The 15693-nt window shown below is 48.9% G+C and carries 13 protein-coding genes; 9 read left to right on the forward strand and 4 right to left on the reverse strand.

The features are described from left to right. Positions 1-2: 2 nt before the first annotated feature. From JFT56_RS10800 to hypA, 8 genes are all read left to right on the forward strand, one after another. Positions 3-560 (forward strand): HyaD/HybD family hydrogenase maturation endopeptidase, encoded by a 558-nt coding sequence (locus tag JFT56_RS10800; protein WP_198780113.1) that lies wholly within the window; start codon positions 3-5, stop codon positions 558-560. Beyond that, positions 561-2417, forward strand: coding sequence for a NiFe hydrogenase (locus tag JFT56_RS10805; protein WP_198780114.1), 1857 nt, complete (start codon positions 561-563; stop codon positions 2415-2417). It begins immediately after the preceding gene. Positions 2418-2464: 47 nt separating this feature from the next. Further along, on the forward strand, positions 2465-4846 hold the full coding sequence (gene hypF / locus JFT56_RS10810; protein WP_420136025.1) for a carbamoyltransferase HypF: 2382 nt from the start codon (positions 2465-2467) through the stop codon (positions 4844-4846). 172 nt (positions 4847-5018) lie between these two features. Continuing rightward, entirely contained in the window at positions 5019-5798 is a 780-nt protein-coding gene (gene hypB, locus JFT56_RS10815; RefSeq protein ID WP_198780116.1) for a hydrogenase nickel incorporation protein HypB, read from the forward strand. Then, positions 5798-6043, forward strand: coding sequence for a HypC/HybG/HupF family hydrogenase formation chaperone (locus tag JFT56_RS10820; protein WP_198780117.1), 246 nt, complete (start codon positions 5798-5800; stop codon positions 6041-6043). Before hypB ends, JFT56_RS10820 begins: the two co-directional genes overlap by 1 nt. A gap of 64 nt (positions 6044-6107) precedes the next feature. Next, positions 6108-7247, forward strand: coding sequence for a hydrogenase formation protein HypD (gene hypD, locus JFT56_RS10825; protein ID WP_198780118.1), 1140 nt, complete (start codon positions 6108-6110; stop codon positions 7245-7247). Continuing rightward, positions 7240-8256: a hydrogenase expression/formation protein HypE gene (gene hypE, locus JFT56_RS10830; protein WP_198780119.1), complete on the forward strand. Its 1017-nt coding sequence runs from the start codon at positions 7240-7242 to the stop codon at positions 8254-8256. The genes hypD and hypE overlap by 8 nt, the downstream gene beginning before the upstream one ends. Next, entirely contained in the window at positions 8256-8609 is a 354-nt protein-coding gene (hypA, locus tag JFT56_RS10835) for a hydrogenase/urease nickel incorporation protein HypA (RefSeq protein WP_198780120.1), read from the forward strand. Before hypE ends, hypA begins: the two co-directional genes overlap by 1 nt. Before the next feature lie 205 nt (positions 8610-8814). Here the strand turns inward: hypA and lpxM are convergent, their stop codons facing one another. From lpxM to pheS, 4 genes are all read right to left on the reverse strand, one after another. Continuing rightward, positions 8815-9753: a lauroyl-Kdo(2)-lipid IV(A) myristoyltransferase gene (gene lpxM / locus JFT56_RS10840; protein ID WP_198780121.1), complete on the reverse strand. Its 939-nt coding sequence runs from the start codon at positions 9751-9753 to the stop codon at positions 8815-8817. 104 nt (positions 9754-9857) lie between these two features. Further along, entirely contained in the window at positions 9858-10154 is a 297-nt protein-coding gene (ihfA, locus tag JFT56_RS10845) for an integration host factor subunit alpha (protein ID WP_006081370.1), read from the reverse strand. Positions 10155-10157: 3 nt separating this feature from the next. Next, positions 10158-12545 carry a phenylalanine--tRNA ligase subunit beta gene (gene pheT, locus JFT56_RS10850; protein WP_198780122.1) on the reverse strand — a complete coding sequence of 796 codons (2388 nt, stop codon included), beginning with the start codon at positions 12543-12545 and terminating at the stop codon, positions 10158-10160. A 15-nt stretch (positions 12546-12560) separates the two neighbouring features. Beyond that, positions 12561-13544, reverse strand: a complete 984-nt coding sequence (gene pheS, locus JFT56_RS10855; RefSeq protein ID WP_198780123.1) for a phenylalanine--tRNA ligase subunit alpha — start codon at positions 13542-13544, stop codon at positions 12561-12563. Positions 13545-14013: 469 nt separating this feature from the next. Between pheS and JFT56_RS10860 the strand changes: the two genes are divergently transcribed. Further along, positions 14014-15534 (forward strand): methyl-accepting chemotaxis protein, encoded by a 1521-nt coding sequence (locus JFT56_RS10860; RefSeq protein WP_198783554.1) that lies wholly within the window; start codon positions 14014-14016, stop codon positions 15532-15534. Positions 15535-15693 lie beyond the last annotated feature (159 nt).

A 15693-nucleotide genomic window follows, 5' to 3' on the forward strand; every position in this document is an offset into this window, starting at 1 on the left:
CAATGAAGGTATTGCTACTCGGTATTGGCAATGTCCTGTACGCCGATGAAGGTATCGGCGTACATTTTGTCAATTACATTGCTGATAATTATCAGTTTACCCATGAGTCACACCAGCTCGAGTTGCTCGATGGCGGCACCTTGGCCCAGGGGCTCATTCCGATTATTTGCCAATACGATTACTTAATCGTGGTCGATACTGTCAACGCCAATGGCGTAGAGCCCGGTGAAGTTTACTTCTTCGATTTTGATAAGGCACCACAGGAAATCGACTGGCAAGGCAGTGCCCATGAAGTGGAAATGCTGCAAACCCTCAATATGATGGAAATGGTCGGCGATAGGCCTAAGACCTTTGTGCTGGGCGTCACCCCAACCGTGCTCGAACCTATGGTACTCGGCCTGACCCCTAAAGTCGCCGCTGCCGTCCCCTTAATGGAAAAAACCTTGTTGTCCCACTTAGCCTCCCTTGGATTCACTGCGACACGCATTGCCGAACACAGTATCGATTCGCTGATCCCAAACTCTTATAAACGTGGCGTCACTATTGGTGAAAGTATATAGATGAAAAACATCAGATTTGATTTTACCTGCTCACGTCAGGTGCCTTTGTATGCGCATTTATGTAATCAATACCTAAATTACGATGCGCTGAATATCACCATAGGTTGTGAGACTCAGCCTCACCTTGGCCAAGATGATTTAGGGCCGATAACCTATTTTATTGAAGCCAAGGGCGAACAGGCGCAACTCGAACCGTTAGCCGATGCCATTGCCGCTGACTTTTTGATTTCCACTTGGCTGATTGATTCAGGCATTAGTGTCATCGATGAGCCTCAAGGCAGCAAAACCTTATTACCCTATTCGCAATCCGAAGAAAATCACGCCATAGCGCCTTTTTGTCAGCAATGTTACCCGTTAATTGGCGATAATCAGTCGGCCAAATTTGGCGCTCTAGATTTAGTCTGCCCCTGCTGCCATGGCGAAATGCAATTAACCCCAGCGCAAAAAGCCTTAACCTTGTCAGATATTAAAGCCATGGCGCAGGGGCTGCTCACACAGGGCCCACTGACATTAGCGGCTGCCGATAATCTGCAACTGAGTCTGACGCCGTTTGAGCCGCCCTTAGGCGAGCGGCCACAGCTGTTAATCTGTAATCCCAATACCCTAAACGCCCATTTTTGCCTGAACGATGCCCAAGTGCTCGCGCTTTCCAGTATTGAAAAACCGCTTATCTGCGCCAGGCCAACACAAGAACACGATAAACTCAGCGCGCCGCTGTACGAGATTTGTTTTGCCTACAGCCGGGTGATCTTAGTGCTCGCCGAAGTATTACGGCAAAAAGGCGTCGATTGGGTTTATATCCAAGGCCAGCATAATAGGCCAAAACTGGCGTGGGTCGATGGGGCTTGGGCACAGTTAACGAGCCATGATTTACCCGCAATCGCCAAGCAATTCACCGCCCCTGAGCCACTCAGGGATGAGATCTCATTTTTAGGATTTAAGGCCCAATGGCAAGCCATAAAAAAATCGCGTTCACACCAAGGTACACTCACAGTTCACCTTGACTCTTCGGCGAAGGACGAAACGGGCATTGACCATCTAGCGAATGCAGAAGATCACAGCATCACAGATGCAGCCTTATTCGCCGCCTTGTTAAATGGCAAGTTCACCACGCAAAAACAAGCAAAAAATGCCGCCGTGATCTACCTAAGCCATAGCCATCCCAGCCAAATTGTCACCTGCGATAATAAGGGCGATACCGAACTCTTCTTCGCCCTGCCCACGCTGCCCGATAATGGTTACGAAATCTTCCATCAACTGGACAGCAGCCCGCAAAAAGCCGTAGCGCAAAAGTTTAAGAGCTTGTTCCCCGAAGACTATTTAAAACTCTTAAGCTTAAAACTCCATGGCAGGCGTGACAACTTGCAAAGTCTATGGGCCATTGCCGCCATTTTAATTGGTCTTAACAAGCACGAAGAGACCCAAAGTCAAGCAAGCTTAAGCGATGCACTCATGGCTGCGGCCATGCGTTACCACGGTGCCAATGCCCCGCGTATCGACTATCCGCTCACCAAAGGTGAGGCCCACCGCAGCCTTAATTGGTGTAAAACCCTAGGCACAGTGTTAAGTTTTCGGGTCGCGGGTAATGATGATCCAAGCCAACTCGCCTTCGCCATGCAGGACTCTCTTGCCGACTACCTCGCTAACTGGCTAGAGCATATCGATTTAAATATCGGCGTGCACAATATCGCCCTCGCGGGTAATGACTTAGTCAATGAAACCCTGTGTAGACGTATCAGCTTACGCTTAGGCAAAAACTTCCCATTGGTGGTCAATCGCAGCCTAGACTTAGACGGCGATAACTTAGCCGTAGGTGCACTCTATGTTAAGCAGCGTAAACTCAATGAACAAGGTTAAGCGGCCGCAGAAACACCTTAGATAACCCATAGGCAAAGCGAGAATTGATAGTAGAAGATCTTGCCCATAGGGCAGCCAGCGCCCGCTGTAAACTCCAAATCACCGGCATAGTGCAAGGGGTGGGATTTCGCCCCTTCGTCTATCGCTATGCCAAGACGTATCGACTGACGGGCACAGTGCTCAACAATGCCAACGGCGTGACCATAGAACTGCAAGGTAGCCAGAACGATCTGCAGGCGTTTATAGCGACCTTAACAAACACACCGCCGCCACTGGCACGGATTGATAATGTTATCCACACGTCACTGCCCTTAGTCCTAGGCGAAACTGGCTTTGAAATCATTCAAAGCGATGCCAGCGAGCAGGATAATCTCACAGCGCTGGTGGCCGTTTCGGCGGATAAAAGCACCTGCCAAGAGTGTTTAGCGGATATGCATAATCCAAAGGATCGCCACTTTGGCTATGCCTTTACCAACTGCACCAACTGCGGCCCAAGATACACTATCATCAATGCCTTACCCTATGATCGCCACAATACCTCGATGGCGAACTTCAAGATGTGCCCTGACTGCGCTAAGGCCTACCATGATCCACTGGATCGCCGCTATCACGCCCAGCCCGTCAGTTGCCCAGTCTGCGGCCCCAGACTCAGTTTAAAAACGCCCCAAGGCCAATGTATTCAAGAAGAGGGTATTCAAGACGAGGGCGCAGACTTAAGTACGGATATTGCGGTGCTTCAAGCCGCAGCAGCTAGGCTAAAGCAAGGGCAAATTTTAGCGATCAAGGGCCTAGGTGGATTTCACTTAGTCTGCGATGCCAGAAACACGCAAGCCGTCAACACACTGCGCCAGCGCAAACAGCGCCAAGCTAAGCCACTGGCGGTGATGATGGCCGATATCGACATGGCCAAACGTTATGTCACAGGCTCAGACGCTGAATGGCAAGTGCTTAGCTCCCAGGAGCGCCCCATAGTGTTGATGAGTAGCCGAGCAGAGCATGATCTTAGCTTAGCTGTCGCGCCCAATCTGAATAAACTCGGGGTATTTTTGCCCTACACCCCACTGCACCATTTGCTCCTAAGCCGCTTCAATGGCCCCTTGGTCGCCACCAGCGCCAATGTGTCGGGCGAGCCGATTATCACTAATTGTGCTGAGCTTATCAGCCACTTAAGCCATGTTGTGGATGCGATAGTCGACCATAACAGGCCCATACTAAATGGCTGTGACGACAGTGTTGTGCAGATTATAGAACCGCATTCATTACCGGCAGAGGTGCAGGTACTGCGTCTCGCCCGAGGTTATGCGCCGCTGAGTTTCCCCTTGGATGCGCCACTCACGCGTTCATTCCTTGCCGTGGGGGCACAGCAAAAAAATGCCGTCGCCTTTGGTTTTGGCAGCAATGTGTTTTTAAGTCCCCACATTGGCGATCTGTTCAGCGTCAGCGCCGAGCACTATTTTGAACGCACCTTAGCCACCTTCACCCGCTTGTATCAGTTTGCACCCAATCTTATTCTGCGGGATAAACATCCAGATTATGCCCCCTCACGCTGGGCAGAAATGCAAACAGAAACCAAGCAAATCCCCTGTTTAGCGCTGCAGCATCACCATGCCCATGTGCTGAGTGTGATGGCCATCAACCAATATCGCGATCCCGTTTTAGGCTTTAGTTTCGATGGCACAGGCCTTGGGGACGATGGCAGTTTATGGGGCGGCGAAGTGCTATTAACGACCCTAGATAAGGCCGAACGGCTGGCGCACTTTGAGCCCATCGCCTTACTCGGTGGCGAGATGGCCATCAAGCACCCGGTCAGGTTATTAGTGGCGCTGCTATTTGAACAAATGAGTATCGATAAAGTGCAAGCACTGCCGTTACCGATACTGAAAAGTTTAAGCCCAAATACCCTGATTAATCTGCATAAAATCTGGCAAAACGGCAGTGCACTTAAAAGCTCATCGGCCGGAAGGCTGTTCGATGCCCTCGCCTGCGCCTTAGGACTGATAGAAACTACCTTGTTTGAAGGCCAAGCCGGAATGGCGATAGAGGCCGCGGCGAATCGCGCCGATGCCTTGTCCCTCGATACTATTAAGCTCAACTTACCCCTTGAGGGCGAACAGTGGTGTAGCAGTAACATGTTCAAACACGTTGTTGAATTGATCACGGCGCAGCCACTAACGGACCATAGACGCGATGCCATCGCCCGCGCCTTCCTGCACACATTAGGCGATGCACTCTGTGACTATGCTGCGAAGTACAAACCGCTGCCAACCGTGCTCTGCGGCGGCGTATTCCAAAATAAATACCTCTTAGAATATTGCCTAAGCAAACTCCATCGACAGGGGAATCGAGTCTTATCCAGCAAACACATCCCCATTAATGATGGCGGGATAGCCCTAGGTCAACTCTGGTATGGGATACATCAAAATAGCTGAATTAGCTTACTATTCACCCGGTTTTTTTATCGCCATAAACCTGACGAACATCAAAGAATCATTGGCGGATTTGTATCACACTTAACATTAGCTTAACCAAATAAACGCTCGGTTTTTAACCTAAGCAATAACAGTGTCAGGTAACACAGGCCTCGACAAGGAGAGATAAATTATGTGTAAAGACTGCGGTTGCTCTCTTACCCGCCACGAGCATGATCACCACGGCGCGCACGCACACGAGAATAGCCACCACCATGGCCATTCCCACCAAGAATTACACACAAATCCCCAGTTAAACGACAAAAAAACCTTGTCTGTGATCCATAAAATTTTAGATAAGAATGATGTCGAGGCGGGCCACAACCGCGCCCATTTTGAGGCGCATAATATTACCGCCTTTAACTTAATGAGTAGCCCTGGCAGCGGCAAAACCACGCTTTTAGAACACCTCAAAGAATATACCAAGCTCTGCTATGCCGTGATTGAAGGGGATTTAGAAACCTCCCGCGACGCCGACCGCTTGATCGCTAAAGGCATTAAGGCCTATCAAATTCAAACAGGCTCGGCCTGCCACCTAGACGCCTTTATGGTCCACGGCGCCCTGCACCACTTACCCCTCGAAGGTTTAGATCTCTGTTTTGTGGAAAACGTCGGAAATTTAGTCTGCCCTGCGAGCTACGATGTTGGCACCCATAAAAATATCGTGCTGCTTTCAGTGCCCGAAGGCGATGATAAGATTGAAAAATATCCGGTAATGTTCCGCCGCGCCGATGTGGTTTTTATCACTAAGTGCGATCTACTGCCCTATTTTGATTTTAAGATGGATGAAGCCAGAGCCCAGCTTAAAAAACTCAATCCTGATACCCAAATCATTGAAGTCTCAATTAAAGATGGCGATTCAATGCGGGCCGTTGCCCTGTGGCTTAAGGACAATATTCGAGGTGCACAATAATGTGCTTATCCATTCCATCCCAAGTAGTGGCCATTGATGCCGAGCGTCAGAGTGTCACCGTCGATACCTTAGGGGTTCGCCGCGATGTCAGTAGCCATTTAATGACAGAACCCCTTGAAATTGGTGACTATGTGCTTATTCACATTGGCTTTGTGATGAACAAAATCGACAAAGAAGATGCCAAGCAAAGCCTTGAGTTATATCAAGAAATAGTCACAAAGCTCGAAAGCGAAATGGTGCACTAATACTTAACAGCACCCTATGGATTAGGAAAGGCGTGCACCCAATAAAGTGCACCAAGGAAAGAGCATGCTCGAACTAAAACACCTCTATCAAGGCTTTCGCGATCCCCAAACTATCGCTACCTTGGCCCAAGATATCCAACAAACGGCTAAATCGATCAAAGGACAGATAAATATTATGGAAGTGTGTGGTGGCCATACTCACACCATAATGAAATACGGCCTGTTGGATTTACTGCCGGATAATATCGAGTTTATCCATGGCCCGGGCTGCCCTGTGTGCATTATGCCCAAGGAGCGCATTGACCAAGCGGCAGCGCTGGCCTCCCAAGCCAATGTGATCTTAGTGACGCTAGGCGATATGATCCGCGTCCCCGGTTCTAAGGGCTCGCTTGCCAGTTTTAGGGCCCAGGGTTGTGATATACGGCCTATCTACGATCCCCTCGATACCTTAAAAATTGCCCGCGACAATCCCGATAAAACCGTAGTGTTTTTCGCCATAGGTTTTGAAACCTCAACCCCAATGACAGCCATTCTGCTGCTGCTTGCCGAGCAGCAGAAACTCGATAACTTATTCTTTCATATCAATCATGTATTAGTGCCACCTGCAATAGATGCCGTGATGCAAGATCCTTATGCTAGGGTCAATGCCTTTATCGGCCCCGCCCATGTGAGCGTAATAAGCGGCGCGAAAATTTACCGTCCCGCCGTTGCGCAGTATGGCACACCGGTGGTCGTAGCAGGCTTTGAACCCGTGGATGTGATGGAGTCCATCCTGAGGATTGTGCGCCAAAAAGCCGCAGGCAAAGCCGAGCTCGATATCCAGTACAGCCGCGCAGTATCGGAGGAGGGAAACCTCACCGCCCAGGCCAAAGTCAATGAAGCCTTTCAAATCAGACCCCAATTTCGCTGGCGCGGCCTAGGGCCAATCCCCGACTCGGCGTTGCAACTCAAGCCCGAATATACCCATAGGGATGCCGAGCTGCGTTTTAAAGACTACTTACCCGTCAAAGAAATCGATGATCATAAGGCCTGCCAATGCGGCGATATTCTCCGCGGACTGGCAAAACCTAAGGATTGCAAAGTCTTTGGCCGTGGCTGTAATCCCGAAACTCCCTTAGGTAGCTGCATGGTGAGTTCTGAGGGAGCCTGCAATGCCTATTACCGCTATCAAGGTGTCGATATCAAGGAGCCACACCATGGCTGATTCTCCAAAAGATAAATCCATCCAACTCAGCCACGGCGGTGGCGGTAAAGAGATGAATAAACTGATCCGTGAGCTGTTTTTTGCCGAATTTGATAACCCAATCCTTCGCAGCGAAGAAGATGCCGCTAAACTGGATCTGCACGGGTCAACCGCTTTTACCACGGACTCCTTCACTGTCTCACCACTGTTTTTTGCGGGCGGCGATATTGGCAAGCTGGCGATTGCAGGCACAGTCAACGATCTCGCCATGATGGGGGCAGAACCTCAGTATTTAAGCTGCAGCGTGATCATAGAAGAAGGCTTTTCTATCAATGATCTCACCACCATAGTTCGCAGTATGGCCAAAGAGTTAAAACACTGTGGGGCGCGGATTGTCTGCGGTGACACTAAAGTCGTGCCTAAGGGCTGCACCGATGGTTTGTTTATCAATACTTCCGGTATTGGTCGTATCCTACGTCCCAATATTTCGGCGGCGAATCTCACCGCGGACGATGCCATTATTGTTTCCCGTGATATTGGTTGCCACGGCGCGGCCATCCTAATGGCACGTGAAGGATTAACCCTAGAATCGAATCTTCAAAGTGACTGCGCCACCCTCTGGCCCGTGGTCGAGCAATTGATCGCCGCCAATATTCCCATCCATGCGATGCGTGATGCGACCCGCGGTGGCTTGTCGGCGGTGCTTAACGAATGGGCCGCTGCGTCTAATGTGGGGATCACAGTCAATGAGGCGAGCATTCCCGTCAGCGATGAAGTCAAAGGTCTATGCGAACTCTATGGCTTTGAGCCGATGGATTTAGCCAATGAAGGCACCTTTATCTTGGCCGTTCCAAACGATATCGCCCTTGGCGCATTGGAAATCATGCAGCGTTTTGGCCACTGCGAAAGCGCGGCGATTATCGGCACTGTTAGCGACGAATTACCGGGCAAAGTGATCTTAAGAACCCCATGGAATACTAAACGTTACTTGGACTTACCCCAAGGTGAATTGCTGCCAAGGATTTGTTAATGCACGAATATTCTATTGTCAGTGCCTTGATTGAACAATGCGAGCAACATGCAAGGACCAATCAAGCCAACAAAATCACCCGCGTAGAGATTAAACTTGGGGTCATGAGCGGGGTTGAGCCGTCACTGTTACAAACGGCCTTCGATACCTTTAAACTCGATGGTATATGCAGTGACGCTGTGCTCAACATGCAAATTCAGCCCTTAGTGATACTTTGCCATGACTGCCAGAGCGAGTCAGTGCTGAGCGAACGTACCGTCGTCTGCCCTGCGTGTCAAAGCTATCGCACAGTTGTACTCGACGGCGAAGATATGTTGCTGATGCAGCTTGAGATGGAACAGAACGAGGATTAATCGACCGCAATCCAGATTGCTAACGAAAGCACTATCGACAAAGCACGATCTCCTTAAAATCGCACCTCCAATAAGAAAGCCCCTCAAAATAAAAATGGCTTTGAGCACTCCTTGTTCAAAGCCATCTGTGTTCAAAACCATTCACGTTCAAAGCCATTAGCACTCAAAGCCATTTTAAGCCACAATCAGCGGGCCAGCTCACATCTTAACGGTAGATTGAGGCTTCACCCTCAGGGCGCGTCTTAAGGACCCTTAGAAACCACATATACTGCTCAGGGTAAGCTAAGATAACTTGCTCAACCACTTTGTTCAGCGCTAACGCCTCGTTTTCTTTGCCCACCATGTCTTCAGGCGCAACCGCCGCCATCACGGTGAGATCAAATTGCCGTGTCGCTTGATTGTAACCAATCTTCACCGGCAGCACTTGGGCATTGCCCGCCTGGGCTAAACGCCCAACGACCGGGAGCGTTGCCTTTACTGTACCTAAAAATGGCGCAAATACGCTTTGCTCAGGGCCTAAATCTTCATCGGGCAGATAAAAGAAGCTGTTATTACGCTTAAGCTCGGCCAATAACGCTCGAATGCCCGCCTCACGCATATACACATAGCCACCGCAGCTACTGCGCACCCGATTGCTAAACCAATTGAATAACCCGTTTTTATGGGCTTTAGCCATAGTCACCATAGGTAACTCGAGGTTAAGGCGTAAACCGGCATAATCGATGGGCCACACATGGGGCATAATAAAAATCACCGGTTGGCCCGCCGCTTGCGCCGCTTTCACATGTTCAAAGCCGATAAGATTCACCCTGCGGCGCAAATGCGCTTTCGAGCGCACTAATAACTCACCTTGGGCCAACAGCACCAAGACAAAGTTTTGTACGTTCTCGCGGATTAAGCTTTCAATCTCGGTGGAGGATTTTTCCGGGAAACAGGCCTTCAAATTTGCTCTCGCAATCCCTATCGGCTTTTTCGCAATCGGCATCACTAATCTTGCCAATAGTCTGGCAATGGGATCACGCAGCCATGCGGGCATGAGTCCGAAAATCACTAATAGACCAATCGCCAACCAAGTGGCCCAGTATTTAGGGTGTAATAAGGCGAGTTTAAAGCGACGGTCGAAATGTTTGGGCTGTCTTGACAAAGAATTCACCTCAGACAGTGGATAAAAACAATGAAGATATTGCACGAAAAAATAAACAGGAAAGCCACTCCCAAAGGAGTGGCTTTCCCATCAAACAAACGAAATTACTTACCCGTGTTTGCGGCTTCTACGCGGGTTTTCAGCTTCTGGCCGGGACGGAACGTCACGACACGGCGAGCAGAAATAGGGATATCTTCGCCTGTTTTTGGGTTCCTTCCCGGTCTTTGATTCTTGTCCCTAAGGTCAAAGTTGCCAAAGCCAGATAACTTGACCTGCTCACCACTTTCAAGTGCGCCTCGAATCTCTTCAAAGAACGACTCAACCATCTCTTTGGCGACACGCTTGTTCATTCCCAGTGTTTCAAAAAGATGTTCTGCCATTTCGGCTTTGGTAAGTGCCATACTTTAATCCCTCAACGATGCGTTGAACTCGGCCTTAAGGGCGGAAACAACTGATTCAACTGTCTCAGCAATCTCTTTTTCCTCAAGTGTACGAGTAGTGTCTTGTAATGTAAGTGCTATCGCTAGGCTCTTTTTGCCAGGCTCAACACCTTTACCTAAGTATACATCGAACAAGTTTATGCCAACCAACTGATTTTCGCCAACTTTTCTTATCACTTTCATTACATCGCCTGCAGATACACTCTCATCTACTACGACTGCGATGTCACGACGATTAGCTGGAAACTTAGATACAGCTTGGGCTAGCGGTAAACTGGTATGCAATAAAGCATCCAATTCCAACTCAAAAACGATGGTTTTACCATTGAGTCCAAAAGGCTTCTCCAAACTAGGATGGATTGCACCTATATGACCGATCACTCGATCATTTCTCAATATTTCAGCACATTGCCCCGGATGGAGAGCAGAATGTGTCGCTACTCTAAAGCTAAATTCTGATGCGGAAACTGTCAAGCCGATAATTGCTTCTAAATCACCTTTAAGGTCGAAAAAATCAACAGTTTTCGATTCCATAGCCCAATGTTCGTCATTTTGGAGCCCAGTAATGACGCAAGCGAGCATAGCTTGCTGTCTTACACCGGATTCTGCATTGATATCAGGAACAAAGCGCAGGCCAGTTTCAAAAAGTCTCACACGGCCCTGTTGACGACTTTGGTTGTAACCAACGGCAGTCAATAATCCGGTGAACATGGACAAACGCATGGCCGACATTTCACTGGAAATTGGGTTGGGTAACACCATAGCCTGCTCACCTGGATGCACCAGATTTTGCAATTTCGGATCGACAAAGCTGTATGTCACCGCTTCTTGGAAGCCGCGGGCGACTAATAAGGCTCGTACGCGTTTTAGGCTTAAGTCAGATTCTTTGTGATCTGACATCCGCAGCGCAGCAACCGGCGCCGTATTCGGGATATTGTTATAACCGTAAATACGCGCCACTTCTTCGATTAAGTCTTCTTCAATCGCCATATCGAAGCGGTACGTTGCGGTGGTCACCTGCCAGTTCCCCTCACCTGCCACTACGCTAAAACCTAAACGCTCGAGGATTTCAGCGACATCGCTATCGGGTACATGGTGACCAAGGATTTTATCTAACTTGCTACGACGTAAAAGAATTTGTGCAGGTTTTGGTAAATCGGCGTCCGATTTAGCTTCCACCACAGGGCCCGCTTCGCCGCCACAGATATCGAGCACTAAGCGAGTCGCACGGTCCATAACCTTATGTTGCATCTCAGGGTCAACACCACGCTCAAAGCGGTGTGATGAATCTGTGTGCAAACCTAAGCGGCGAGACTTACCCATAATGGCAAGCGGCGCGAAGAAGGCACATTCAAGCAGTATGTCTTGGGTGGTGTCGCTCACGCCTGAGTATTCGCCGCCAAACACGCCAGCAAGGGCTAATGGACGCGCGTCATCGGCAATCACCAGCGTATCGTTTGGAATGGTGACTTCGCTGCCATCGAGCAGAGTGATCTTCTCATCACCCGTGCCTAAACGCACTTGGATATCGCCAGATAATTTGGCTAAGTCAAAGGCGTGCATCGGTTGACCGAATTCAATCAACACAAAGTTAGTGATATCAACGATAGGATCGATAGAGCGGATACCGCTACGGCGCAGTTTTTCCTGCATCCATAAAGGCGTTGGCGCTTTCACATTAACGTTTTTAACCACACGGCCTAAGTAGCGCGGGCAAGCTGCGGTTTCTTTTACGTTAATAGCAACTTTAGCCTCTGTCGTTGGCGTGACCGCTTGCCACTGTGGCTCAACCACAGCTTGGCGATTTAACACGCCCACTTCACGGGCAAGACCTGCCATGCCTAAGCAATCGGCGCGGTTAGCGGTCAAATCGACTTCAATCACCGCATCATCAAGCTTAAGATATTCACGTAAATCTGTACCTAGTGGCGCGTCCAATGGCAATTCGATAATGCCATCGCTTTCGACGTTAATACCCAGCTCACTGTAGGAGCACAACATGCCTTCAGATGGCATGCCACGCAGCTTGGCTTTCTTGATTTTGAAATCGCCGGGTAATACGGCGCCAACCATAGCCACGGCCACTTTAAGACCTTGACGGCAGTTTGGTGCACCGCAGACGATATCGATAAGCTCGCCAGTGCCCACGCTGACTTTAGTCACGCGCAGCTTGTCTGCATCTGGGTGCTGAGCACATTCGACGACTTCACCGACCACCACGCCATTAAAATCGGCGGCAACAGGATCTACGCCATCAACTTCGAGGCCAGCCATAGTGATCTGGTGGGATAATGCTTCACGGCTAACGGAAGGATTTACCCATTCACGAAGCCAAGATTCGCTAAATTTCATGCTATTACAGCTCCGTTATTTAAATTGCTTCAGGAAACGTAGGTCGTTTTCGAAAAACGCACGTAAATCGTTTACGCCGTAACGCAACATAGTTAAACGCTCAACGCCCATACCAAAAGCAAAACCAGAGTATTTTTCTGGATCTATGCCAACACTGCGCAGCACATTAGGGTGCACCATGCCGCAACCTAACACTTCTAACCATTTGCCGTTTTTGCCCATCACGTCCACTTCCGCTGAAGGTTCAGTAAAGGGGAAGTAAGATGGACGGAAACGCACTTGCAGATCTTCTTCGAAGAAATTACGCAGGAAGTCATGCAAAATGCCCTTGAGCTCGGCAAAGTTCACATGCTCATCCACCAACAGCCCTTCCACTTGGTGGAACATAGGCGTGTGGGTTTGGTCGTAATCGTTACGATAAACGCGGCCCGGAGAAATAATGCGCAGTGGTGGTTTTTCAGTTTCCATAGTACGGATTTGCACGCCCGAGGTTTGGGTACGCAGCATCAGTTTAGGATTGAAATAAAAAGTATCATGATCGGCACGGGCTGGGTGGTGCTCGGAAATATTCAGCGCGTCGAAATTGTGGAAATCATCTTCAATTTCAGGCCCTTGCTTAACCGTAAACCCTAATTCCCCGAAAAAGGTTTCGATACGCTCAATAGTGCGCGTCACCGGATGTAAGCCACCGATTTCCATGGTACGGCCTGGCAAAGTCACATCAATCTTTTCGGCGATTAATTTAGCTTCCAGCTCCGAACTCTTCAGACCATCGATACGCTCAGTTAATTTTTGTTGAATCGCCTGTTTAGCATCATTGACCGCTTGGCCAAAGGCGGGCTTTTCTTCAGGGCTTAAGCTACCCATCATTTTCATCATGTCGGTGATCTTACCTTTCTTACCAAGGTAATCGACACGGATATCATCCAGTGCTTTTAGATCACTGGCCTGGTCAATAATGACTAAGGCTTGTTCTACGATCTCAGTTAACTGCTGCATTTTCTCTTCCACTGCATAGTCGCGCTTGATAAACAAGTGCTATGGGCGCCAAACTTTCAGGCTATTTGGGTGCTCAGGTTATCGGGCGTTAATGCCAGACGCTTTGCTAGCTATAACGAAATAAAAGGAGAGAAATTTTACGCGAGCGAGCGGCATATTACTAGGGCTTAATGGGGGTTTTTATCATGCAAATTCATGTGTTACCCCTGAATGGAGAACGCATTTTGTTCATGCCTAGATCCAGCCGATGCTTTTTACGCCAATATCTTCCTATTACGCCCCACTAGCAGCAAATGTAACTAAACTGTAAACTCAGGCTTGTACCTTGCCGACATTGCAGCAAATGCATCAAAAAAGACTGCAATTGGACAACAATAATATAAGCAACTGCTTACAAAGCAAAAAACATAAAGTCTATGGCAAACTGACCGATACAGATTCGGTTTCAGCCCAATTTATCGAGGCGCTAATGAAAGAAGTTAAATTTCGCTGGATAGATCAATATCTTATCCACATGACCTTAAAAACCAAATTCGCCATTCTAGCCCTAGTTCCCATGTTGATGATGGTGGGATTTGCGGTTTTCCTTAATAATCAGTTTCAACAAACACAGCTCGAAAATCATCTAGCCACACTACAAAGCTCGTCACAAAAAATAAACCAAGTGGCGGGCCTTCTTTACGAAAAATCGGCCGAACAAGAACGTCAGGCACTCGAGGGTCAGCTAAGACGTGATCTACAAGGTAATGTCAGTATTGTCTCACTCACCTCCGCCGACGCTAAGGCCCAGTCCATCGCCCGCAGTGGCGGCGGCGTAGATACTAGCGGTAAGGCATTAAGGGCCATTAGCAGCGTGAATGATCAAGACCTGATCACTATCATCCCCATCGATCAGCGGGAGCTTGATGCCCTACTCGCCAAGGACAATTGGCTGGTTTATGGACTCATGGCACTACTGCTATTTGTACTGTTTTTATTCAGTTATTACATTTCGACCTTTGTCGGCGGTGCACTGTACACTACTGTCATGGCGTTAAAACGTGCCGCATCTGGAGATTTAACTGGCCGTTTAAACTTCTTCGAGGTGAAGGATGAGTTCAGTATCTTAGCCATCAGCATAGATACCTTAGTCGAACGTCAACATACCCTAGTGAAGCAGATCGCCGAATCCACCAGCAAAATTAGGGAAGTCGTTGCTTCATTTAGAAATACGGCGCAGCAGGGACAATCCCTCGCGGTAAACCAACGCCAGCACCTCGATTCCCTAGCGACCGCCATGGAGGAAATGACCGCGGCGGTAAAAGAAGTGGCGCGCAATGCCGAGCAATCCTCCGCCGAAACCCAAGAGGCCAATCAACAGGTGAGCGCGGGGTCCAAGGACATAGACACCACAGTGAAGGCGATTGATCTGTTATCGGATGAAATCTCCAACGCCGCCGATGCAGTCGCTGTGCTCAACGAAAACGCCAGTAAAATTGATGAAGTGGTATCCACGATTAACGCAATCTCACAACAAACCAACCTACTCGCCCTCAATGCGGCCATTGAAGCGGCGCGCGCCGGTGAACAAGGTCGAGGCTTTGCCGTGGTTGCCGATGAGGTAAGAACCCTTGCTGGCCGCACCCAAGCCGCAACGGTCGAGATTAAAACCATGATCGAAGCCCTGCAGTTGGGTGCCCGCAACTTGACGCAAGTGATGTCGCGTACGGTGAGCCAAGCAAGCGAAGGTAAACAGCATGTGTTGCAAACGGGTACCGATCTCGAACATATTGCCCACCATAGTCATAAAGTCTTCGAAATGAGCGTATTAATTGCCACCTCGGCGGAAGAACAATCGGCGGTAGCCAACGAAATTGCCACCAATTTGATGGAAATTCGTAATCAATCCCATGATGTTGAACAGTCAGCGAATCAATCGGTTTCTGGATGTGATGAACTGCAAGCCACCGCGGGGCAACTGGACCAACTGATGGTGGGGTTAAAAATCTAATCGTGAAGTGCTAAGCAACAAGGGAGCCAAGCACCCTTGTTGCTTAAATAACGAATCGCCATCAGATTAATCCCTAATTAATTTATTTCTATAATTTAGAATTCCTAAATAAATTAAGATAAAATCTAAATTTTAAAAGTTAGATTTAGATTATCGAAT

Origin of the sequence: Shewanella putrefaciens, from assembly GCF_016406305.1 — a bacterium.
GTDB lineage: Bacteria > Pseudomonadota > Gammaproteobacteria > Enterobacterales > Shewanellaceae > Shewanella > Shewanella putrefaciens_C.